Raw genomic sequence first — 19,581 nt, 5'->3', positions numbered from 1 at the left:
AGTTCCCCGCGCCCCTAACCGCCCACGGGGTTGCCGCCGGGGGTCTGTGGGCGGCTGCGGGTTGTCTTGGGCTGGTCGCGCAGTTCCCCGCGCCCCTAACCGCCCACGGGGTTGCCGCCGGGGGTTTGTGGGCGGCTGCGGGTTGTCTTGGGCTGGTCGCGCAGTTCCCCGCGCCCCTGGGGCGGGCTGCGCCCCGCCCTCCGGTGCGTGCCCCCTGAAAGCGGGCGCAGCCCGGCTTTCCAGGGGCGCGGGGAACTGCGCGAGCAACCACAACAGACCGAGAGCCGCACAACAGACCACGCCCCCACGGTGAGTGGGCGCCGCAACCACAACAGACCGGGAGCCGCACAGCAAGCCGCGCCCCTACGGCGAGTGGGCGGACCCGTCCACGCTACCCGCGGTAAATTGCCTCGATCTCGTCCGCGTAATCCTTGGCCACAACATTCCGCTTGAGCTTCAGCGACGGCGTCAAATGCCCCGACTCCTCCGTGAACTGCGACGACAGCACCCGGAACTTGCGTACGGACTCCGCCTTGGAGACCGCCGCGTTGCCGTCGTCCACCGCGCTCTGGATCGCGGCGAGGAGGTCCGGGTCGTCCCGGAGAGAGGCCGCCGTCGAACCGGCGGGCTTGTCGTGGTCCGCCGCCCACCGGCCCAGGAACTCGTCGTCCACCGTCACCAGCGCCCCCACGAACGGGCGGCCGTCCCCGACGACCATGCACTCGGCGACCAGGGCGTGCGCGCGGATGCGGTCCTCGATCACGGCGGGGGCGACGTTCTTGCCGCCCGCGGTGACGATGATCTCCTTCTTGCGGCCGGTGATGCGCAGATAGCCGTCCTCGTCGAGCGTGCCGATGTCCCCGGTGTGGAACCAGCCGTCGGCGAGCGCCTCCTCGGTGGCGCCCTCGTTGTTCCAGTACTCCTTGAACAGGTGCTCCCCGTGGAGCAGGACCTCGCCGTCGTCGGCGATGCGGACCACCGAGCCCGGCAGCGGCTGCCCGACCGTGCCGATCTTCTGGCGGTCCCACGGGTTGAAGGCGGTGGCCGCGCAGGACTCGGTGAGGCCGTAGCCCTCCAGGACCGTGAAGCCGATGCCGCGGAAGAAGTGGCCGAGGCGCTCACCGAGCGGGGCGCCGCCCGAGATCGCGAACTCACCGCGCCCGCCGAGCACCGCGCGCAGCTTGCTGAAGACCAGCTTGTCGAAGAGCGTGTGCTTGAGGCGCAGGCCCAGGGACGGGCCCGACGGCGTGTCCAGCGCGCGGCTGTACGCGATCGCCGTGTCCGCCGCCTTGTCGAAGATCTTGCCCTTGCCGTCGGCCTGCGCCTTCGCGCGCGCCGAGTTGTAGACCTTCTCGAAGACGCGCGGCACGCCCAGGATCATGGTCGGCCGGAAGGAGGCCAGCTCGTCCGTGAGGTTCTTGACGTCCGGCGCGTGGCCGAGCTTGATCGGCGCCATCAGCGCGGCGACCTCGACGAGGCGCCCGAAGACGTGGGCGACGGGCAGGAAGAGCAGGACGGAGCACTCGCCCGTGCGGAACAGGGGCTTGAGGCGCTCCACCACGTTGCCGCACTCCGCGAAGAAGCTGCGGTGCGTGAGGACGCACCCCTTGGGGCGGCCGGTGGTGCCGGAGGTGTAGACGATGGTGGCCGGGTCGTCGGCGCCTGCCACCGCGCCGCGCTCGTCGACGGTCGCGTCCGGCACCTCGGCGCCGGTGCGGTGCAGCTCCTCGACGCCGCCCTTGTCGATCTGCCAGATGTGGGCGAGGGCGGGCAGCCGGTCGCGCACGGATTCGACGGCCGCCGTGTGCGCGTCCAGTTCGACGATGCAGGCCACGGCGCCGGAGTCGCCCAGTATCCACTGGATCTGCTCGGCTGAGCTCGTCTCGTACACCGGGACGGTGACCGCGCCCGCGCTCCAGATGGCGAAGTCGAGGAGCGTCCACTCGTACCGGGTGCGGGACATCAGGCCGACGCGGTCGCCGGGGCGCACCCCGGCGGCGATCAGACCCTTGGCGGTGGCGCGCACATCGGCGAGGAAAGCCTTGGCGGTGACGTCCTGCCAGCGGCCGTCGACCTTGCGGCCGATGACGGCGACATCCGGGTGCTGCGCGGCATTTCTACGGACGATGTCGGTCAGATTGCCGTCCGCAGGGACCTCGTACAGGGCCGGAAGGCTGAACTCGCGCAAGACTGCTGCTCCTACATAGGGCGCCGGCGCCACGACGTTGTGTGCTGCGACGGTGCGGTCCAAGATCGGGCAGGTGCTCAGTCGAGTGGGGGCTGAGCACTACTGGACTGCCCGGACGTTACCCATCGGTATGGCTGGTTCGGTAGGGGGGCAGGGCCAGATGTTCGGTGCGTCACACGTCGTTCTGGTCTGAATCGCACAGTACGCCACGGTCTTCCTGACTCGGAAGTAACCGCAGGTCGGCCACTGTCAAGAGCCCCTACCGCCCGTCGGGCGACCGTCCTAGGGTGATCGGCATGCCAGCTTTCCGGGTCAACGTGGTCAGTGACGTGCACGGCAACGCCGAGGGTCTCGCCCGCGCGGGCGACGGCGCCGACGCGCTCGTCTGCCTCGGCGACCTCGTGCTCTTCCTCGACTACGCCGACCACTCGCGCGGCATCTTCCCCGACCTCTTCGGCCCGGCGAACGCGACCCGCCTCGTCGAGCTGCGCACCGCCCGCCGCTTCGACGAGGCGAGGGAATTCGGCCGGAAACTGTGGGCCGGCATCGACACCGACCGGAGAACGGCGATCGAGCACGCCGTCCGCAAGCAGTACGCCGAAATGTTCGCGGCCTTCCCCACCCCGACCTACGCCACCTACGGCAACGTCGACATCCCGACCCTCTGGCCCGAGTACGCGCGCCCCGGCACCACCGTCCTCGACGGCGAGCGGGCCGAGATCGGCGGCCGCGTCTTCGGCTTCGTCGGCGGCGGCCTGCGCACCCCGATGCGGACGCCCTACGAGATCAGCGACGAGGAGTACGCCGCGAAGATCGAGGCCGTCGGCGAGGTCGACGTCCTGTGCACCCACATCCCGCCGGACGTGCCCGAGCTCCTCTACGACACCGTGGCCCGCCGCTTCGAACGGGGCAGCCGCGCCCTGCTCGCGGCCATCCGCAGGACCCGCCCCCGCTACGCCCTCTTCGGCCACGTCCACCAGCCGCTGGTCCGGCGCATGCGCGTCGGGGCGACGGAGTGCGTGAACGTCGGCCACTTCGCCGGGTCGTCCAGGCCCTGGGCCCTGGAGTGGTGACCACGCGGCGCGCGGTAGCCTTCACGCGGTACACACCTGCGTCCGGACCGCATCTGGAGGAGCCACAGCGATGGCGGAACACACCAGCTCGAGCATCACGATCGAGGCGGCACCGGCCGAGGTCATGGGAGTGATCGCCGACTTCGCCCGCTATCCGGACTGGACCGGGGAGGTGAAGGAGGCCGAGGTGCTCGCCACCGACGAGCGGGGCCGCGCCGAGCAGGTCCGCCTCGTCATGGACGCCGGCGCGATCAAGGACGACCAGACCCTCGGCTACACCTGGACCGGCGACAACGAAGTCAGCTGGACCCTCGTCAAGTCCCAGATGCTCCGCTCGCTGGACGGCTCGTACCTCCTCAAGCCCGTCGGCACCGGCACCGAGGTCACCTACCAGCTCACCGTCGACGTCAAGATCCCCATGCTCGGCATGATCAAGCGCAAGGCGGAGAAGGTCATCATCGACCGCGCCCTGGCGGGCCTGAAGAAGCGCGTGGAGTCCGGCACGGCGTAAGCCTGCTTGTAGGGGGGAAGCGGGCGCAGCCCAGCTTTCCAGGGGCGCGGGGAACTGCGCGAGCAACCACATCCGACCGAGAGCCGCAAGAAGACCCGGCCCCCCACGGCGAGTGGGCGCCCCACACCCCCGCAACGCGCTCCCGTACGGTTCACCCCTATGCGCACCCTCCTCATCACCGGCCCCGGCGGCTCCGGCCGAACCACCGTCGCCGCCGCCACCGCGCTCGCCGCGGCCCGCGCAGGCCACCGGAGCCTCGTGATCTCCGCCGACCGCGCCGACACCCTCGGCGCGGCCCTCGGCACCCCGCTCGGCGCGGGGCTCGACGCACCGGACGCGTACCCCGGACTCACCACCCATCGGCCCGACGCCGACGAGCGCTTCCGCGACGACCTGCTCGCCGTGCAGGAACGTGCCGCCTCCGCCCTCGACCTGCTCGGCGCCGAACGGCTCGACGGCGAGGAGCTCACCCCGCTGCCGGGCGCCGAGGAGCTCGCCCTGCTGCGCGCCCTGCGCGACGCCGCCCGCGACGACGCGTACGACACCGTCGTCGTCGACCTGCCGCCCACCGCCAAGGCCCTCGCGACCCTCGCGCTCCCCGAGCAGCTCCGCCGCTATCTGCGCCGGCTGCTCCCGCCCGAGCGGCAGGCGGCCCGCGCGCTGCGCCCCGTGCTCGGCCGCCTCGCGGGCGTCCCGATGCCCGCCGCCTGGCTGTACGAGACCGCGGCCCGCCGGGAGGACGACCTCGCCGCCGTCCAGCGCGTGATCGAGGCCCCCACCACCACCGTCCGCCTGGTCGCCGAACCGGGGCCCGCGGGCGCCGACGCCGTCCGCGCCGCCGCCACCGGCCTCGCCCTGCACGGCCTGCGCACCGACCTCCTGGTCGCCAACCGCGTCCTGCCGGACGCGAGCCCCGACACCTGGCTGGCCGGCCTCCGCGCCCAGCAGCACAAGACGCTCGCCGAGTGGGAGTCGGCGTACGACGGTGTCGGCAGGGGCGGTGTCGGCAGGGGCGGTGCCGGCGGGGTCCGCAGGGTCCCGCACCTCGGCCACGACCCGCGCGGCGCCGACGACCTCACCGCCCTCGGCCTCACCGCGCCCGCCCCCGCCACCCCCGACGCCACTTCCTGGCCCGTCACCGACGCCACCGCCGACGACGGCAGCCGCATCTACGTGTGGCACATCCCGCTGCCCGGCGTCGCACGCGACGAGCTCGGCCTGATCCGGCGCGGCGACGAACTCGTCGTCACCGCGGGCCCCTTCCGACGCATCGTCCCCCTCCCTTCCGCGCTGCGCCGCTGCACCGTCGCGGGGGCCGGGCTGCACGAGGGCGAGCTGCGGGTCCGGTTCGCGCCGGACCCGGACCTGTGGCCGTCCGGACGGTGAACGCCCTACCCCCGTTCGGGTAACGTCGAGTGGCATGAGCGATGCCACCGGGCACGAAGCCCCCGAAGCCGACGCCGACGCCTGGGAGCAGGCGTGCGCCGAGGATCTCGCGGCGGAGCAGGCCCGCCGCCGCGCGCAGTACGGTCCGCCGCCCGGCTCGGCGGCCGAGGAGCTGCGCAAGCTCGTCGACGCGGTCTCGCAGAAGCTCTCGGGACTCCAGACGCCGCTGCTCGGCGCGGTCGCGCAGGGCGCCGTCGAGCAGACCCTGAAGCAGGTCGTCAGGGAGGCCAAGGCCGTCGTCGAACCGGTCATCGAGCGCAACCCCGACGTCTTCGACCACCTCGCGGCGGCCGGCTCCGAGCTGCTCGCCGCCTACCGCTCCGCGGTCGAGGGCCAGGAGAGCCGCTGGACCCGTGGCGAGGATCGCAAGGACGACGGTCCCGCGGCGGGCGAACACATCGATCTGGACTGACCCCCCTCGGGTACGGTGGGCCGTAGCGGGGCTCGATCGAACTGAGGGATTCATGGGACTCACCATCGGCGTCGACATCGGCGGCACCAAGATCGCGGCCGGAGTGGTCGACGAGGACGGCAACATCCTCTCGACCTTCAAGGTGCCGACCCCTGGTACTTCCGAGGCCATCGTCGACGCGATCGCCTCCGCGGTGGCGGGCGCACGGGCCGGACACGAGATCGTCGGCGTCGGCATCGGCGCCGCCGGCTACGTCAACCGCCAGCGCTCCACCGTCTACTTCGCGCCGAACATCGACTGGCGCCAGGAGCCGCTCAAGGACGAGGTCGAGAAGCGCGTCGGCCTGCCCGTGGTCGTGGAGAACGACGCCAACGCCGCGGCCTGGGGCGAGTACCGCTTCGGCGGCGGCAAGGGCCACCGCAACGTCATCTGCATCACGCTCGGCACCGGCCTCGGCGGCGGCATCATCATCGGCAACAAGCTGCGCCGCGGCCACTTCGGCGTCGCCGCCGAATTCGGCCACATCCGGATGGTGCCGGACGGCCTGCTCTGCGGCTGCGGCAGCCAGGGCTGCTGGGAGCAGTACGCCTCGGGACGCGCCCTCGTGCGGTACGCGAAGCAGCGCGCCAACGCCACCCCGGAGAACGCCGAATACCTGCTCTCGCTGGGCGACGGCACCCCCGAGGGCATCGAGGGCAAGCACATCTCGATGGCCGCGCGGCAGGGCGACGCCGTCGCCATCGACTCCTACCGCGAGCTGGCCCGCTGGGCGGGCGCCGGCCTCGCCGACCTGGCGTCGCTCTTCGACCCGTCCGCGTTCATCGTCGGCGGCGGCCTGTCGGACGAGGGCGAGCTCGTCCTCGACCCGATCCGCAAGTCCTTCAAGCGCTGGCTCGTCGGCGCCGCCTGGCGCCCCGAGGCCCAGGTCATCGCCGCCCAGCTGGGCAACAAGGCGGGTCTGGTCGGCGCGGCGGACCTGGCACGGGAGCCCGACCCGGTCATGTGACCCCGCGGCGGGCGCGCCGTCGATCGCGCTGCGCGCTCGTCCTCAAACGCCGGACGGGCTGGAAGCCCCGGTTCGTCGTCCAACGCCGGACAGGCCGGATATCCCCAGCCCGTCCGGCGTTCGCGTATCTTGATCGCCATGCCGACGAGCCCGAGCTCCACGCTCCCCGACTCGCGTACCGAACCCGACGGTTCGGCCGTCATCCGGGTGCTCAGCTACAACATCCGCTCGATGCGCGACGACACCGCCGCGCTCGCCAGGATCATCGCCGCCTGCGCCCCCGACCTCGTCCTGATCCAGGAGGCGCCGCGGTTCTTCCGCTGGCGCAAGAAGCTGGCCCGCCTCGCGCGCGCCGCCGACCTGGTGATCCTCTCCGGCGGCGGCAGCGCGGCGGGACCCGCGCTGCTCTGCTCCCTGCGCGCCACGGTCGAGCGCACCGAGGACGTGCTGCTGCCGCTCACCCCAGGGCTGCACCGGCGCGGCTTCGCGACCGCCGTCGTGCGCTTCGGCGGTGCCCGCCTCGGCGTCCTGAGTTGCCACCTGAGCCTCCAGACCGACGAGCGGTACGCGCAGGGCGGCATGCTGCTCGACCGGCTGGCCGGCATGGGCGTGGAGCACACGGTCGCGGGCGGCGACCTCAACGAGCGGCCCGACGGCCGCACGTTCAAGCTGCTCGCGGGCGCGCTCCAGGACTGCTGGGCGGTCCGGCCCTGGGGCGGCGAGTACTCGTCGGAGGCCGCCGACCCGCGCCAGCGCATCGACGCGGTCTTCGCCTCGTCCGGGGTCGAGGTCCTGGGGTGCGGTGTCCCGGTGGGCCTCGCGGGCATCACGGAGACGGATCTGAGGGCGGCCACGGACCATCTGCCGGTCCTGGCCGCCCTCAGGGTCCCCGCCGCCCCACAAGGCCCGGGAAGCGGCGCCCGGTGAGCTACGGGCGCTGTCGTACCCGGTCGACGACCGCCCACCCGGCCGTGTGGGACAGCTGGTCGTACGTCTTCTTCCCGTCCCGCGAGGCGCGCTCGTCGCGGAAGCCCAGGAATTCGTAGGACGTCGCGTCGAAGATGAGGTACCTGCCCTTGAAGTGGCTCGGGTAGGCGATCCCCACGCCGGTGCGCCCGGCGGAGTCCCTGACCCCGGGGACGGTCTTGACGCCGGGCACGAGCGCCAGTCCCTCGTAGGCCGCGGCGCGCAGCCCTTCCGGCAGCACCGGCGACTTCAGGAGCTCGCCGAGCAGGAAGTAGGCATCCCACCGGTCGTCCTCGGTGAACTCGCTGATCGGCTCGTCGGAGGTGCCCATCGAGACGATGGCGGGGACGAGCTTCTCGGGGTCGGTGGGCAGCTCCTTCAGCTCGTCCCACCTGCGGGGCGGCCACACGCCCTCCCCCTCACCCAGGGGCTCCTCCCACATGACGTTGCCGAGCTCCATGGTCAGGGAGGGCTGCGAGCCGTCCACCGAGTCCCACATCTCGTCGGTGTAGGTCCTGACCCGGCCGGTCTTCCGCTCCGTCTCCTTGATGATCCGCTTGGAGTAGATGAACTGGTCGTCGCGGGGCACCACGGTCCGCTTCCCGTGGTCGCGCTCCCAGGCGGCCGCGCCGTGCAGCACCTTCGCCGCGGCGACGTTCGCCACCTGCGGGGAGCCGGCGGACGGCCCGGCCTGCCGCCTCTCCTCCGTGCCGTCGAGGGTGACCAGGAGGGTCGCGGCCACCGCGGCCGCCACCAGGCCGGTGAGAGCGATGCGCGGCACGGGCCCGCGCCACGGCGGACGTACCGCCGCGGGCCGTTCGTTCATCGCGGCGAAGAGCCGGACCCGCGCGCGGTGGCGCGCCTCGTCGTCCAGCGGGGGAACCCCGGCGTCCCAGCCGCGCAGTTCATCGAGCTCATTCATGGACGTGTGCCTCCTGGAAAGCTGTCGGATCGGATCCGCCCAGTGCTTCGCGCAACGTGCTGCGGGCCCGGTGCAGCCGTGATCTGACGGTGCCGACGGGCACCCCCAGCGCCTGGGCCGCCTCCTCGTAGTTGAGGTCGGCCCACGCCACGAGGAGGACCACGTCGCGGTGGCGGGCGGAGAGCCTGGCCAGGGCCGCGGCCAGCTCGTGGCGTACCCCCTCGGCGCCCGCGCGGGCGACCGCGCGGTCGGCGACCGGCTCCTCGTGCGACACCGGGGCGGGCACCTGGGCGAGGGCCTTGAAGCGGCGGGCCTCGGCCCTGCGGTGCCGCCCGACGAGGTTGGTCGCGATGCCGAACAGCCAGGGGCGGGCGTCGGCCCGCGCCAGGTCGTAGCGGTGGCGCTCCTTGAAAGCGGTGGCGAAGGTGTCCGCCATCAGATCTTCCGCCGCCTCGGGGCCGAGCCGGCGGGCCGCGTACCGGTATACGGAGTCGGCGTGCCGGTCGAAGAGGGCGGCGAACTGCTCGGGCTCGTCCCGGGACCGCTCGATGGACCGGGCATCGCTCTCCTCGCGCTGTCCCGGCAGCGGCTCGTGCTCTCCCCCGTGGAGCACGTGCCGCCCCGGGCGGGGCGCCGCCCGCCGCGCGCCGAGAGGGACGCCGGATTCGACGGCCATCGGGGCTCCTTTCGTTCGTCGATACGCCTCGAAGGCTTGGGCTCGTTCGGTGGTTCACCTCTCCTTCGCCGCTGGGCCGGATCGGGTTCCATCGGGGCGCGCAACGTGCGTGAGGCCCGCCCGGAGCAGTTCCGGACGGGCCTCACGAGAGCGGGTGGTTCAGACGACCGCGCCGCGTCCCGGGTCGTCGTCCTCCTCGTCGTCGCCGCTGTTCATCCGCATCACCAGCGTCGCGAAGCCGCCCAGGAAGCCGCCGATGCCGAGCGTGGTCAGCCACCATGTCATCTGCCAGCCGAGCAGCACGGCCAGCAGGATGAGCAGCGGGCCGCCGAGCACGGCGAGCCAGGCGAACTTGGCCGTCACGTCGGCCTCGGGCAGCGGCGGCGGCTCGGGCGGCACGAAGTGCCCCTCGTCGTCGGCGTCGAAGTCGTCCTCGGAGGGCTCCGGCGTGCTGTAGTCGCGCGGGCCGCGCCCCATCGGCCCCACCCCGGGCGCGAACGAGACGGAGCTGCCGAGCGGCTTGCCGGTGCCCGGCTTGTCGTCCGGGCCGGGCTCGGCGGGGCTCTTCAGCGGGCCGGGGCCGCCGGGGCCGTCCGCCGGGCCGTTCGTCTCCGTCTCCAGGAGTGCCAGGTCCTCGACGGACTTGAAGGGCTTGGCGCCCGGCGGGTCCGCGGGCTCCTCGCCGTACCCCGCGACGATCGCCTGCCAGGCGGCGTCCTCGTCCAGCGGCACCCCGTCGCCGGGGACTCTGCTCTTCTCCGGGCTCTTCTCCGGCTCGCGGCTCTCGTCGCGGTCCGCCGCCTCGTGCTCAGCCACCGGTGGCCGTCCCTTCCTTGCCGACGCTGGGGGCGAGCCGGGCGATGAACGCGTAACTCTCCTCGAAGATCCGGTCCGCGTCGTAGTCCAACGTCGCGACGTGGTAGCTCTGTTCCAGCAGGATCTCCTTGACGTCCGTGGACGAGACGCGGCCGAGGATGCGGGCCGAGTCGGCGGGCGGCACCACGTGGTCGCGCGGGCTGTGCAGCACCATCAACGGCTGGGTCACCTGCGGCAGTTCGGCGTCGACCAGGCGGAAGAAGCGGCGCAGGGAGTGCGCGGCGTGCAGCGGGACCTTGTCGTAGCCGATCTCGACCGAGCCGGGCTTGGCGATGTCGCTCGCGATGCCGTTGGTCGTCGTCACGAAGTGCCGCACGACCGGCAGCGCGTGCGCCGTGACGCCGTGCACCTTGTTCCCCGGGTTGACCAGGACGAGGCCGCTGACCGCGTCCCCGTGCCTGGCCGCCAGGCGCAGCGCGAGCGCGCCGCCCATGGAGAGCCCGAAGACGAAGACCCGCGCGCACCGGTCGAGCAGGCCCCGCAGCTCGCGCTCCACCTCGGCGTACCAGTCCTGCCAGCCGGTGACCTGCATGTCCTCCCAGCGGGTGCCGTGCCCGGGCAGCAGCGGCAGCGAGACGGTCAGGCCGCGCTCCGCCAGGTACTCGGCCCAGGGGCGCAGCGACTGCGGGGATCCGGTGAAGCCGTGGCAGAGGAGGACGCCGACATCGCCGCCTTCGTGGCGGTACGGCTCGGCTCCGGGGAGGACCGGCACCTTCGGTCTCCTTCGTGAGATGTGACGAGGGGATTCAAGGGGTTGCGAGGAGTACTTCACCGTACGCGACCGGACTGACACCGACCAGGGTCGTCGGGCCCTTTGACCCTGCCCCGGGTTAAGGTCTGATCCACAGAAACAGGAGGCACTCGGTTTGATCTACGGCGCAATGAAGGTTGCCATCGGAGGGCCGCTGAAGCTCGGCTTCAGGCCCTGGGTGGAGGGCCTTGAGAACGTCCCCGCCGAAGGCCCAGCGATTCTGGCGAGCAACCACCTCTCGTTCTCGGACTCCTTCTTCCTCCCCGCGGTCCTCGACCGCAAGGTCACCTTCATCGCCAAGGCGGAGTACTTCACCTCGCCCGGCGTGAAGGGCAAGCTCACCGCGGCCTTCTTCAAGGGCGTGGGCCAGCTCCCCGTGGACCGCTCCGGCGCGCGCGGCGCGGGCGAGGCGGCCATCAAGAGCGGCATCGAGGTCCTGGAGCGCGGCGAGCTCTTCGGCATCTACCCCGAAGGCACCCGCTCGCCCGACGGGCGCCTCTACCGCGGCAAACCGGGCGGCCTCGCGCGCGTGGCCCTCGCCACCGGCGCGCCCGTGCTGCCCGTCGCGATGATCGACACCGAGAAGATCCAGCCGCCCGGCAAGGTCATGCCGAAGCTGATGCGTCCCGGCATCCGCATCGGCAAGCCCCTCGACTTCACGCGCTACCAGGGCATGGAGCAGGACCGCTTCGTGCTGCGCGCGCTGACCGACGAGGTCATGTACGAGATCATGAAGCTCTCCGGCCAGGAGTACGTCGACATGTACGCGACGGCCGCGAAGCGCCAGATCTCCGACGCGGCCAAGGCGGCCAAGGCGGCGGACTGGCACAAGGACGGACACAAGGGCGGGCGCAAGGAACGGTCCGGCTCCTAGCCGCGTCCGTTCAGGGGTGGGGCACACGGGGGGTCGGGGGAGATGGCCGAGCGCGAGAAGGTCATGAGGATGTCGGTCGAGCAGCCGCTGTGGCGCGCGCTCACCGCGTACCGCGTCCTGACGATGCTGTACGCGATCGGCCTCTTCGCCGCGGCGCACGAGAAGCTGGACCGGCCCTGGCTGGCCGTCGCCTACTACGCGGTGCTCGCCCCCTGGACCCTCGCCACCCTGCCCCGCGTCGCCAACGCGGCGAGCTGCACCAGGCGGTTCCTCGTCGCGGACCTGACCGTCGCGATCGTGGGCATCCTGCTCACGCCGCTCGCCGACTCGCAGCAGCGGATCGTCGACGGCGGCCCGACGCTGCCCTCGATATGGACCGCGGGCTCCGTCCTCGCCTTCGCGATCAAGGGCGGCTGGCGGTGGGCGGCCTCGGCGTCCCTCCTCGTGGGCGTCGCCAACGTGGTGCAGCGCGGCGCGTTCAGCCGCGACACCGTGCACAACGTCCTGCTGGTCTGCATCGCCTCCATCGCCATCGGCTACGTCGTGGAGCTGGCCCGCGCCTCCGAGCGCACCCTGGCCCGCGCCCTGGAGATCGAGGCCGCGACCCGCGAGCGCGAACGGCTCGCCCGCGACATCCACGACAGCGTCCTCCAGGTCCTCGCCATGGTGCAGCGGCGCGGCACCGCCATCGGCGGCGAGGCCGCGGAGCTCGGCCGTCTCGCGGGCGAGCAGGAGGTCGCCCTGCGGACCCTGGTCGCGGGCGGCATGGCCCCCGCCTCGCACGCCTCGGAGGACATCGCGCAGGGCGCCGTCGTCCGCGCCGTCGAGGTGCCCGACGAGCCGGACGGCGACGGGCCCCGCGATCTGCGCCCGCTCCTCGCCCGGCACGCGGGGGCGAAGGTGACGCTCTCCGAGCCCGGGGCGCCGGTGCTCCTCGCGCCGTCGGCCGCGAAGGAGCTGGCGGCCGCCGTCGGTGCCGCCCTGGACAACGTCCGCGTCCACGCGGGGCCGGACGCGCACGCCTGGATCCTCGTCGAGGACGAGCCGGACGGGGTGCTCGTGACCGTCAGGGACGACGGCCCCGGCATCCCGGAGGGCCGGCTCGCACAGGCCGAGGGGGAGGGGCGCATGGGCGTGGCCCTGTCGATCCGCGGACGGCTGCGGGACATCGGCGGCACGGCCGAGCTGATCTCGGTGCCGGGCCAGGGGACGGAAGTGGAACTGAAAGTGCCGCGCGAAGAGGCGCGGGACACACGGGGGAAGGCAGGAAAGGCGAGATGAACGAGCAGCGGCAGGAACCGGCCACCACGCAGGACGCGGCGGCGGTCGGCACGATCAAGGTCATGGTCGTCGACGACCACCCCATGTGGCGCGACGCCGTCGCCCGCGACCTCGCGGAGGCGGGCCTCGACGTGGTCGCCACCGCGGGCGACGGCGAGCAGGCCGTCCGCCGCGCCCGGGCGGCGGCGCCCGACGTCCTGGTCCTCGACCTGAACCTCCCGCTGAAGCCGGGCGTGCAGGTCTGCAAGGAGCTCGTCGCCGCCAACCCCGCGCTGCGCGTCCTCGTCCTCTCCGCGAGCGGCGAGCACGCGGACGTCCTGGAGGCGGTCAAGTCCGGCGCCACCGGCTATCTCCTGAAGTCGGCGTCCACCGAAGAGCTGATCGACGCGGTGCGCCGCACCGCCGTCGGCGACGCGGTCTTCACCCCGGGCCTCGCGGGCCTGGTGCTCGGCGAGTACCGCCGCCTTGCCACCGAGCCCGCGGCCGGCACCCCCGACGACCCGGAGGCCCCGCGGCTGACCGACCGCGAGACGGAGGTCCTGCGCCTGGTCGCCAAGGGCCTGAGCTACAAGCAGATCGCCGAGCGCCTGGTCATCTCGCACCGCACCGTGCAGAACCACGTCCAGAACACCCTGGGCAAGCTCCAGCTGCACAACCGGGTGGAGCTCGTGCGGTACGCGATAGAGCGGGGCATCGACAGGCCCGACGGGCCCGACGACGCGTGACCCCTCGTACGAACCCCTCGTACGGGTGAAACCGCTTGATCAACTCCCCTCCACAGCGCAGGAATTGACCATTCGCACCGTCCCTGAGTGACCTGGATCACCATTAGCGTGATGCGCATCAGGTCACTGAGGCGAAGGGACTGTTCCATGGGGGCCAAGAAAATTGGCGTACTGACCGGAGGCGGCGACTGCCCCGGGCTCAACGCGGTCATCCGGGGCGTCGTCCGCAAGGGCGTGCAGGAGTACGACTACGACTTCGTCGGGTTCCGGGACGGCTGGCGCGGGCCGCTGGAGGGCGACACCGTCCGGCTCGACATCCCGGCGGTCCGCGGCATCCTGCCGCGCGGCGGCACCATCCTCGGCTCCTCGCGCACCAACCCGTTCAAGGTGGAGAACGGCGTGCGCCGCATCAAGGAGAACCTCGCCAAGCACGAGGTCGACTCCCTCATCGCGATCGGCGGCGAGGACACGCTCGGGGTCGCCGCGCGCCTCACCGACGAGTACGGCGTCCCGGTCGTCGGCGTCCCGAAGACCATCGACAACGACCTCTCCGCCACCGACTACACCTTCGGCTTCGACACGGCGGTCGGCATCGCGACCGAGGCGATCGACCGCCTGCACACCACCGCCGAGTCGCACATGCGCGTCCTCGTCGTCGAGGTCATGGGCCGCCACGCGGGCTGGATCGCCCTGCACTCCGGCCTCGCGGGCGGTGCCAACGTCATCCTCATCCCCGAGCAGCGCTTCGACGTCGACCAGGTCTGCGCCTGGGTGACCTCCCGGTTCAAGGCGTCGTACGCCCCCATCGTCGTCGTCGCCGAAGGGGCGATGCCCAAGGACGGCGAGATGGTCCTCAAGGACGGCACGCAGGACTCCTTCGGGCACGTCAGGCTCTCCGGCGTCGGCGAGTGGCTGGCCAAGGAGATCGAGGGGCGCACCGGCAAGGAGGCGCGCACCACAGTCCTCGGCCACGTCCAGCGCGGCGGCACCCCGAGCGCCTTCGACCGCTGGCTCGCCACCCGCTTCGGCCTGCACGCGATCGAGGCGGTGCGCGACGGCGACTTCGGCAAGATGGTCGCCCTCAAGGGCACGGACATCGTCCGCGTACCGATCGCGGAGGCCACGGCCCGCCTCAAGACGGTGGACCCGGCGCTCTACGCGGAGGTGGGCGTGTTCTTCGGCTGACTGTTCCGGTTTCCGGGACGGCCCCCCGGGTGCCGTCCCGGAAACCGGTCAATAGACTCAGATCCATGGAGATCCTCGCATTCGGCGTGCAGTCCGACGAAAAGCCGCTGATCGAGAAGGCCTTCGAGGGTCACCACGACATCCGCTGCCTCGACGTGTTCCTCAACGAGGACACCGCCCCCATCGCCGCCGGCTACGAGATCGTCTCCTCCAGCGTCAACGCCACCCTCGACAACCGGGTGCTCCAGACCCTCGCCGCCGGCGGGACCCGGATGATCGCGCAGCGCTCCACCGGGTTCAACAACATCGACCTGCCGGTGGCCGAGCGCCTCGGCCTGACCGTCGCCCGCGTCTCGTACTACTCGCCCTACTCCGTGGCCGAGTTCGCCTGGACCCTGGCCATGGCCGTCAACCGCCGCATCGTCCGCGCCAGCAACCGCACCCGCGACTTCGACTTCCGCCTCGACGGCCTGATGGGGCGCGACCTGCGGGGCCGCACGGCCGGCGTGCTCGGCACGGGCAAGATCGGCGAGGCGTTCACCCGCATCGCGCACGGCTTCGGCATGCGGCTGCTCGGCTGGGACGTCGCCGAGAACCCCGCCTGCGTCGAGCTCGGCATGAAGTACGTGCCGAAAGACGAGCTCCTCGCCGAGGCGGACCTCGTCAGCCTGCACGTGCCGCTGCTCCCGGCCACCCGGCACATCATCGACGCCGCGGCGCTGCGGACGATGAAGGACGACGCGATCCTGGTGAACTCCAGCCGCGGCGGCCTGATCGACACCGACGCCCTCGTCGGGGAGCTGCGCGCCGGACGCTTCACGGGGGTCGGCCTGGACGTGTACGAGGCGGAGGCGGGACTCTTCTTCCTCGACAAGTCCCTGGAGGTCGTCGAGGACGACACGCTGGCCCGCCTCGTCACGTTCCCGAACGTCGTGGTCACCTCCCACCAGGCGTACTACACCGCGGACGCGGTGGGCCAGATCATCGACACCACCGTGCACAACGTCCTGGACTACCTCGCGGGCCGCCGCTCCGAGAACGTCCTGGTGCCCGCGGCGGCCAGGAGCTGACCGAGCAGCTCCCGCACGATCGCGGTGCCGCGCAGCGTCAGCACCGACTCCGGGTGGAACTGCACGCCCGCGAAGCCCGCCCCGCGCAGCGCGTGCACCTCGCCGCTGGTCCCCTCCCTGCTGACCTCCACGCCGTGTGCGGCCAGCTCCGCGGCGGACTCGTCGTCGCAGTGCGCCACGAAGCTGTTGTAGAAGCCGACGGTCTCGGGCCGCCCGAACAGGTCGATGCCGGTCTGCGCGCCCTGGTACGGCACTTCCTTGCGCACGATCTCCAGGCCCAGCTCGGCGGCGATCAGCTCGTGCCCGAGGCAGACGCCGAGCACGCCGTGCGCGTGGCCGCGGATGACCTCGGCCGCCAGCGAGCGCAGGAACCGCATCTTCGGGTCGGTGAGGTCGGACGGGTCGCCGGGACCGGGGCCGAGCACGACGGGCCCCTCGTGCGCGAGCACCGTCTCCCGCAGCCCCTCCTCGTCGTACCGCCGGACCGACACCCGCAGGCCGCAGGAGCGCAGCACGTGCGCGAGCATCGCGGTGAAGGTGTCCTCGCCGTCCACGACGAGCGCGTGGCCGGCGAGTCCGCTCACGGGCTCCTGCATCCGCAGCCAGAACGGGGCGAGCGAGGCGCGCCTGCCGTCCAGCGCCGCCCGCACCCGGGGGTCGTCGGCGAGGGCGGGCCGCGCGCTCTCCTCGCGCGGACGCCCGGGGCGCACACCCAGCGCGGCCAGTACCCCCGCGGCCTTCGCGTGCGTCTCGGCGACCTCGCCCATGGGGTCGGAGCCGCGCACCAGCGTGGCGCCCACGGGCACCCGCAGCCGCCCGGCCGGGGAGATGTCGGCGGTGCGGATCAGGATGGGGGAGTCCAGGGTCTGCGCGCCGCCCGCGTCCCTGCCGATGAGCGCGAGGGCGCCCGCGTAGTAGCCCCGGCCACCGGTTTCGTGCCGCTCGATGACGCGGCAGGCGTTCTGCACGGGCGACCCGGTGACGGTCGCCGCGAACATGGTCTCCTTCAGGACCTCCCGCACGTCCAGCGACGACTTGCCGCGCAGCTCGTACTCGGTGTGCGCGAGGTGGGCCATCTCCTTCAGGCGCGGCCCGATCACGACGCCGCCCATGTCGCCGACGGTGCACATCATCTTGAGCTCCTCGTCGACGACCATCGAGAGCTCCTCGATCTCCTTGCCGTCGGAGAGGAAGGCGAGCAGGTCGTCGGGGGTGGGCCCGTCGGCGGGGTAGCGGTAGGTGCCGCTGATGGGGTTCATGACGACGGTCCCGCCGGACATCCGCACGTGCACCTCGGGGCTGGCGCCGACGAGCGTGCGGTCCCCGGTGTGCACGACGTACGTCCAGTACGCGCCCCGCTCGCCCACGAGCAGCCGCCGGAAGAGCGCGAGGGCGTCGGCCCTGCCGAAGCCGGGGATCTCACCCTCGTACGTACGGCGGATGACGAAGTTGGCGCCCTCGCCCCGGCCGATCTCCTCGCGCAGGACGCGCCCCACGATGTCCGCGTAGGCGGCGTCGTCCACGTCGAAGGCGCCGCCCTCGACCCGCACGTCGTGCGCGGGGAGCGCCGGGAGCACCGCGTCGAGCGGGAGTTCGTACGTCTCCTCGGGGGTGAGGACGGTCAGCGGCGTGCCGTCGTCGCGGACGTCGAAGCCGCGCTCCCTGATCTGCCGGAAGGGCACGAGCGCGAGGCCTTCGGGGAGGTCGGCGAGGCGGTCGTACGTCCCCGTCGGGCCGATCAGGACCTCGACCGTGTCGTGGTCGCGGCCCGGGGTGCGGCGGCGCAGCAGGGCGAAGGGGCGGTCGTCGGACAGGAGGTCGGGCAGGTGCTCGGGGTTCATGGGGCTGGTTCCTTCTCACTCGGAGAGGAACGGCCCGGCCCCGGGAAGTCCGGAGAACACTGAAGGCCGCCCCTCGGGCGGCCTTCGCGAGTCTGTGGCTACGCGCAGTCAGTGGGCCGCCGGATGAGCGGGCCACCACCAGTTTCGAGTCGTCGTCTGCGCGTGCATGTCCCGCACCCTAGCGCATCATCAGGAGATCGAGGCTCTCGTCGAGGTACGCGCCGAGTTCCGGGCCGGTCGGCACGGCCGAGGGCACCGCGTGGCCGAGCTGGGTGTGGCCCAGATAGACGCTGTACGCGAGGAGCCCGCGCCGGCGCGCCTCCGCCTCGGGGAAGCCGAGGCCGGCGAAGAGCTCGGCGACGTACGCCAGACGGCGCTCGGTCACCTTCCGCAGGGCGGCCGCGACCCGCGGGTGCTCGGCGGTCGCGAGGAGGGACACCTCCAGCGGGCCGGAGGCGGCGGCGGTGATGGCCTCGGCGAAGAGCAGCCGGATCCGCTCGCGGGGGTCCGGCTCGGTCTCCACGTGCGTGATCATCCCCTCCGTGTGGAGCTGGGCCCAGCGGTCGAGGGCGGCGTCGATGAGCGCGTCACGGTTCGCGAAGTGCCAGTAGAAGCTGCCCTTGGTGGTGCCGAGGCGGACCGCGAGGGGCTCCACGGCGACGGCCGCGAGCCCGCCCTCGCCGATCGCTGTCAGGGCGGCGTCCGCCCAGTCGTCGGCGGTCAGCCGGGGCTTCGCCGAGGCCTTCTTCTGCTGCCGTTGCGCCATGTCCATACGGTACCGTACGGTTTCCGTACGCCAGCGTATGGAGGTGCGGCATGGGAGTCGTGCGCAACGAGCACGAGCGGGTCGTCGAGGCTCCGGCCGAGGCGGTGGGGGCGCTGCTGGACCGGCTCTCGGCCGAGGACGACCCGGTCTTCCCCGTCCCGGCCTGGGCGCCGATGACCTTCGACCGCCCCCTCGGCGTGGGCGCGACCGGCGGCCACGGCCCGATCCGGTACGCGGTCACGGCGTACGAACCGGGCCGCCGCGTCCGCTTCGCCTTCACCCCGCCGGACGACGGCTTCCACGAGCTGACGGTCGAGCCGCGGGGGGAGGGGCGCTGCCTCGTGCGGCACGTCCTGGAGATGCGGCAGTCCGGCATCGACCGCCTCCTGTGGCCCACGGTGGTCCGGCCCGTGCACGACACGATGCTCGAAGAGCTCTTCGACAACATCGAGCGCGCGGCGGCGGGCGGCTGCGCCCGGCCCGTCCGCTGGTCGCCCCGGCTGCGGCTGCTCAACCGGCTCTGGTGGCCGAGGCCGGTGACGGTGGCGGTGCCGCGGGAGGCCCGCCTGCTCCGGGCCGCCGTGGACCGCCCCGGCTACCGCGACGCGTACCACATGGAGCTGCGCGCCGGGCTGCCTCGCGACCCCGCGGCCTGGACCGGCGTCCTGCGCGACGCCTTCCCGGTGGTCGCCCGCGAGGGCGGCGAGCTGTTGATGGACGTGGACACGGCGGGGCTGACCGCCCGCGCCTCGATCCTGGTCGACGAGCGGCACGTCACGCTCAGCACGGCCGTCCGGGCGGACACCGCGCGCGCCAGGCTCTACTGGGCGCTCGTGCGGCCCGTGCACCCCTTCATGGCCCGCACCATGCTGCGCCGCGTCCACCGCAGGCTCGCCCTCGCGGCACCGAGCGCCGGCGAGCGGGCGACGGGAAGCGATCACTCCAACGTGTCTGCTCCGTCTCACTTCGTGAGCGGGTGAATGGACGGCGCGCTGCACCACGTAATGTTGAC

The 19,581-nt window shown here is 72.6% G+C and carries 20 protein-coding genes; 12 read left to right on the top strand and 8 right to left on the bottom strand.

Annotated elements, in window-relative coordinates; genetic code table 11:
• Positions 1-391 precede the first annotated feature (391 nt).
• On the bottom strand, positions 392-2,188 hold the full coding sequence (locus tag ACZ4Z4_RS19445; RefSeq protein ID WP_468328407.1) for an AMP-dependent synthetase/ligase: 1,797 nt from the start codon (positions 2,186-2,188) through the stop codon (positions 392-394).
• Between the two features lie 296 nt (positions 2,189-2,484).
• On the opposite strand from ACZ4Z4_RS19445, the gene ACZ4Z4_RS19440 reads away from it, so the two are divergent.
• The 6 genes from ACZ4Z4_RS19440 to ACZ4Z4_RS19415 all read left to right on the top strand — a co-directional run bounded on the left by ACZ4Z4_RS19440 (position 2,485) and on the right by ACZ4Z4_RS19415 (position 7,563).
• On the top strand, positions 2,485-3,261 hold the full coding sequence (locus ACZ4Z4_RS19440; protein ID WP_468328405.1) for a metallophosphoesterase family protein: 777 nt from the start codon (positions 2,485-2,487) through the stop codon (positions 3,259-3,261).
• Positions 3,262-3,331: 70 nt separating this feature from the next.
• On the top strand, positions 3,332-3,772 hold the full coding sequence (locus ACZ4Z4_RS19435; protein ID WP_468328403.1) for an SRPBCC family protein: 441 nt from the start codon (positions 3,332-3,334) through the stop codon (positions 3,770-3,772).
• A gap of 159 nt (positions 3,773-3,931) precedes the next feature.
• Positions 3,932-5,158 carry an ArsA family ATPase gene (locus ACZ4Z4_RS19430; protein ID WP_468328401.1) on the top strand — a complete coding sequence of 409 codons (1,227 nt, stop codon included), beginning with the start codon at positions 3,932-3,934 and terminating at the stop codon, positions 5,156-5,158.
• A 34-nt stretch (positions 5,159-5,192) separates the two neighbouring features.
• Entirely contained in the window at positions 5,193-5,630 is a 438-nt protein-coding gene (locus tag ACZ4Z4_RS19425; RefSeq protein ID WP_468328399.1) for a DUF5304 domain-containing protein, read from the top strand.
• Positions 5,631-5,682: 52 nt separating this feature from the next.
• Positions 5,683-6,636 (top strand): ROK family glucokinase, encoded by a 954-nt coding sequence (locus ACZ4Z4_RS19420; RefSeq protein ID WP_468328397.1) that lies wholly within the window; start codon positions 5,683-5,685, stop codon positions 6,634-6,636.
• Positions 6,637-6,774: 138 nt separating this feature from the next.
• Positions 6,775-7,563, top strand: coding sequence for an endonuclease/exonuclease/phosphatase family protein (locus ACZ4Z4_RS19415; RefSeq protein WP_468328395.1), 789 nt, complete (start codon positions 6,775-6,777; stop codon positions 7,561-7,563).
• Between the two features lies 1 nt (position 7,564).
• Here the strand turns inward: ACZ4Z4_RS19415 and ACZ4Z4_RS19410 are convergent, their stop codons facing one another.
• The 4 genes from ACZ4Z4_RS19410 to ACZ4Z4_RS19395 all read right to left on the bottom strand — a co-directional run bounded on the left by ACZ4Z4_RS19410 (position 7,565) and on the right by ACZ4Z4_RS19395 (position 10,788).
• Positions 7,565-8,524: a CU044_5270 family protein gene (locus tag ACZ4Z4_RS19410; RefSeq protein ID WP_468328393.1), complete on the bottom strand. Its 960-nt coding sequence runs from the start codon at positions 8,522-8,524 to the stop codon at positions 7,565-7,567.
• Complete coding sequence (locus ACZ4Z4_RS19405) at positions 8,517-9,200, bottom strand: RNA polymerase sigma factor (RefSeq protein WP_468328391.1); 684 nt, start codon at positions 9,198-9,200, stop codon at positions 8,517-8,519. Before ACZ4Z4_RS19405 ends, ACZ4Z4_RS19410 begins: the two co-directional genes overlap by 8 nt.
• A 159-nt stretch (positions 9,201-9,359) precedes the next feature.
• A complete protein-coding gene (locus tag ACZ4Z4_RS19400) occupies positions 9,360-10,016 on the bottom strand; it encodes a hypothetical protein (protein ID WP_468328389.1) in 657 nt (218 codons plus the stop codon).
• A complete protein-coding gene (locus ACZ4Z4_RS19395) occupies positions 10,009-10,788 on the bottom strand; it encodes an alpha/beta hydrolase (protein ID WP_468328387.1) in 780 nt (259 codons plus the stop codon). The genes ACZ4Z4_RS19400 and ACZ4Z4_RS19395 overlap by 8 nt, the downstream gene beginning before the upstream one ends.
• Positions 10,789-10,957: 169 nt before the next feature.
• Here ACZ4Z4_RS19395 and ACZ4Z4_RS19390 point away from each other — a divergent pair, with 169 nt between their 5' ends.
• From ACZ4Z4_RS19390 to ACZ4Z4_RS19370, 5 genes are all read left to right on the top strand, one after another.
• The gene (locus ACZ4Z4_RS19390) at positions 10,958-11,701 is read left to right on the top strand and encodes a lysophospholipid acyltransferase family protein (RefSeq protein ID WP_468328385.1); all 744 of its coding nucleotides are present in this window, start codon (positions 10,958-10,960) and stop codon (positions 11,699-11,701) included.
• Between the two features lie 42 nt (positions 11,702-11,743).
• Complete coding sequence (gene macS, locus ACZ4Z4_RS19385; RefSeq protein WP_468328383.1) at positions 11,744-12,982, top strand: MacS family sensor histidine kinase; 1,239 nt, start codon at positions 11,744-11,746, stop codon at positions 12,980-12,982.
• Between the two features lie 62 nt (positions 12,983-13,044).
• Complete coding sequence (locus ACZ4Z4_RS19380) at positions 13,045-13,707, top strand: response regulator (RefSeq protein WP_468328489.1); 663 nt, start codon at positions 13,045-13,047, stop codon at positions 13,705-13,707.
• A 147-nt stretch (positions 13,708-13,854) separates the two neighbouring features.
• The gene (locus tag ACZ4Z4_RS19375; RefSeq protein ID WP_468328381.1) at positions 13,855-14,892 is read left to right on the top strand and encodes a 6-phosphofructokinase; all 1,038 of its coding nucleotides are present in this window, start codon (positions 13,855-13,857) and stop codon (positions 14,890-14,892) included.
• A 65-nt stretch (positions 14,893-14,957) separates the two neighbouring features.
• Positions 14,958-15,962, top strand: a complete 1,005-nt coding sequence (locus ACZ4Z4_RS19370) for a 2-hydroxyacid dehydrogenase (protein ID WP_468328379.1) — start codon at positions 14,958-14,960, stop codon at positions 15,960-15,962.
• On the opposite strand, the gene ACZ4Z4_RS19365 is transcribed toward ACZ4Z4_RS19370, so the two are convergent.
• The 3 genes from ACZ4Z4_RS19365 to ACZ4Z4_RS19355 all read right to left on the bottom strand — a co-directional run bounded on the left by ACZ4Z4_RS19365 (position 15,905) and on the right by ACZ4Z4_RS19355 (position 18,575).
• Positions 15,905-17,803: an anthranilate synthase family protein gene (locus tag ACZ4Z4_RS19365; protein WP_468328377.1), complete on the bottom strand. Its 1,899-nt coding sequence runs from the start codon at positions 17,801-17,803 to the stop codon at positions 15,905-15,907. The two genes, ACZ4Z4_RS19370 and ACZ4Z4_RS19365, sit on opposite strands and share 58 nt — an antisense overlap.
• A 108-nt stretch (positions 17,804-17,911) precedes the next feature.
• On the bottom strand, positions 17,912-17,971 hold the full coding sequence (locus ACZ4Z4_RS19360; RefSeq protein ID WP_106977022.1) for a trp operon leader peptide: 60 nt from the start codon (positions 17,969-17,971) through the stop codon (positions 17,912-17,914).
• 10 nt (positions 17,972-17,981) lie between these two features.
• On the bottom strand, positions 17,982-18,575 hold the full coding sequence (locus ACZ4Z4_RS19355; protein ID WP_468328375.1) for a TetR/AcrR family transcriptional regulator: 594 nt from the start codon (positions 18,573-18,575) through the stop codon (positions 17,982-17,984).
• A 44-nt stretch (positions 18,576-18,619) separates the two neighbouring features.
• On the opposite strand from ACZ4Z4_RS19355, the gene ACZ4Z4_RS19350 reads away from it, so the two are divergent.
• Positions 18,620-19,549, top strand: a complete 930-nt coding sequence (locus tag ACZ4Z4_RS19350; RefSeq protein ID WP_468328373.1) for a DUF2867 domain-containing protein — start codon at positions 18,620-18,622, stop codon at positions 19,547-19,549.
• The last annotated feature ends 32 nt before the right edge of the window (positions 19,550-19,581 follow it).

The sequence above is a fragment of the Streptomyces sp. NPDC030245 genome, assembly GCF_055572995.1.
The sequence above is the reverse complement of the archived record's forward strand: the minus strand, read 5'-3'. Positions and strand labels throughout refer to the sequence as shown.

What these genes read in the sequence shown, in the direction of transcription:
- ACZ4Z4_RS19440 (WP_468328405.1), top strand. Translation starts at nt 2,485, where the DNA reads ATGCCAGCTTTCCGGGTCAACGTGGTCAGTGACGTGCACGGCAACGCC.
- ACZ4Z4_RS19435 (WP_468328403.1), top strand. Translation starts at nt 3,332, where the DNA reads ATGGCGGAACACACCAGCTCGAGCATCACGATCGAGGCGGCACCGGCC.
- ACZ4Z4_RS19430 (WP_468328401.1), top strand. Translation starts at nt 3,932, where the DNA reads ATGCGCACCCTCCTCATCACCGGCCCCGGCGGCTCCGGCCGAACCACC.
- ACZ4Z4_RS19425 (WP_468328399.1), top strand. Translation starts at nt 5,193, where the DNA reads ATGAGCGATGCCACCGGGCACGAAGCCCCCGAAGCCGACGCCGACGCC.
- ACZ4Z4_RS19420 (WP_468328397.1), top strand. Translation starts at nt 5,683, where the DNA reads ATGGGACTCACCATCGGCGTCGACATCGGCGGCACCAAGATCGCGGCC.
- ACZ4Z4_RS19415 (WP_468328395.1), top strand. Translation starts at nt 6,775, where the DNA reads ATGCCGACGAGCCCGAGCTCCACGCTCCCCGACTCGCGTACCGAACCC.
- ACZ4Z4_RS19410 (WP_468328393.1), bottom strand. Translation starts at nt 8,524, where the DNA reads ATGAATGAGCTCGATGAACTGCGCGGCTGGGACGCCGGGGTTCCCCCG.
- ACZ4Z4_RS19405 (WP_468328391.1), bottom strand. Translation starts at nt 9,200, where the DNA reads ATGGCCGTCGAATCCGGCGTCCCTCTCGGCGCGCGGCGGGCGGCGCCC.
- ACZ4Z4_RS19390 (WP_468328385.1), top strand. Translation starts at nt 10,958, where the DNA reads ATGAAGGTTGCCATCGGAGGGCCGCTGAAGCTCGGCTTCAGGCCCTGG.
- macS (WP_468328383.1), top strand. Translation starts at nt 11,744, where the DNA reads ATGGCCGAGCGCGAGAAGGTCATGAGGATGTCGGTCGAGCAGCCGCTG.
- ACZ4Z4_RS19380 (WP_468328489.1), top strand. Translation starts at nt 13,045, where the DNA reads ATGGTCGTCGACGACCACCCCATGTGGCGCGACGCCGTCGCCCGCGAC.
- ACZ4Z4_RS19375 (WP_468328381.1), top strand. Translation starts at nt 13,855, where the DNA reads ATGGGGGCCAAGAAAATTGGCGTACTGACCGGAGGCGGCGACTGCCCC.
- ACZ4Z4_RS19370 (WP_468328379.1), top strand. Translation starts at nt 14,958, where the DNA reads ATGGAGATCCTCGCATTCGGCGTGCAGTCCGACGAAAAGCCGCTGATC.
- ACZ4Z4_RS19365 (WP_468328377.1), bottom strand. Translation starts at nt 17,803, where the DNA reads ATGAACCCCGAGCACCTGCCCGACCTCCTGTCCGACGACCGCCCCTTC.
- ACZ4Z4_RS19355 (WP_468328375.1), bottom strand. Translation starts at nt 18,575, where the DNA reads ATGGACATGGCGCAACGGCAGCAGAAGAAGGCCTCGGCGAAGCCCCGG.
- ACZ4Z4_RS19350 (WP_468328373.1), top strand. Translation starts at nt 18,620, where the DNA reads ATGGGAGTCGTGCGCAACGAGCACGAGCGGGTCGTCGAGGCTCCGGCC.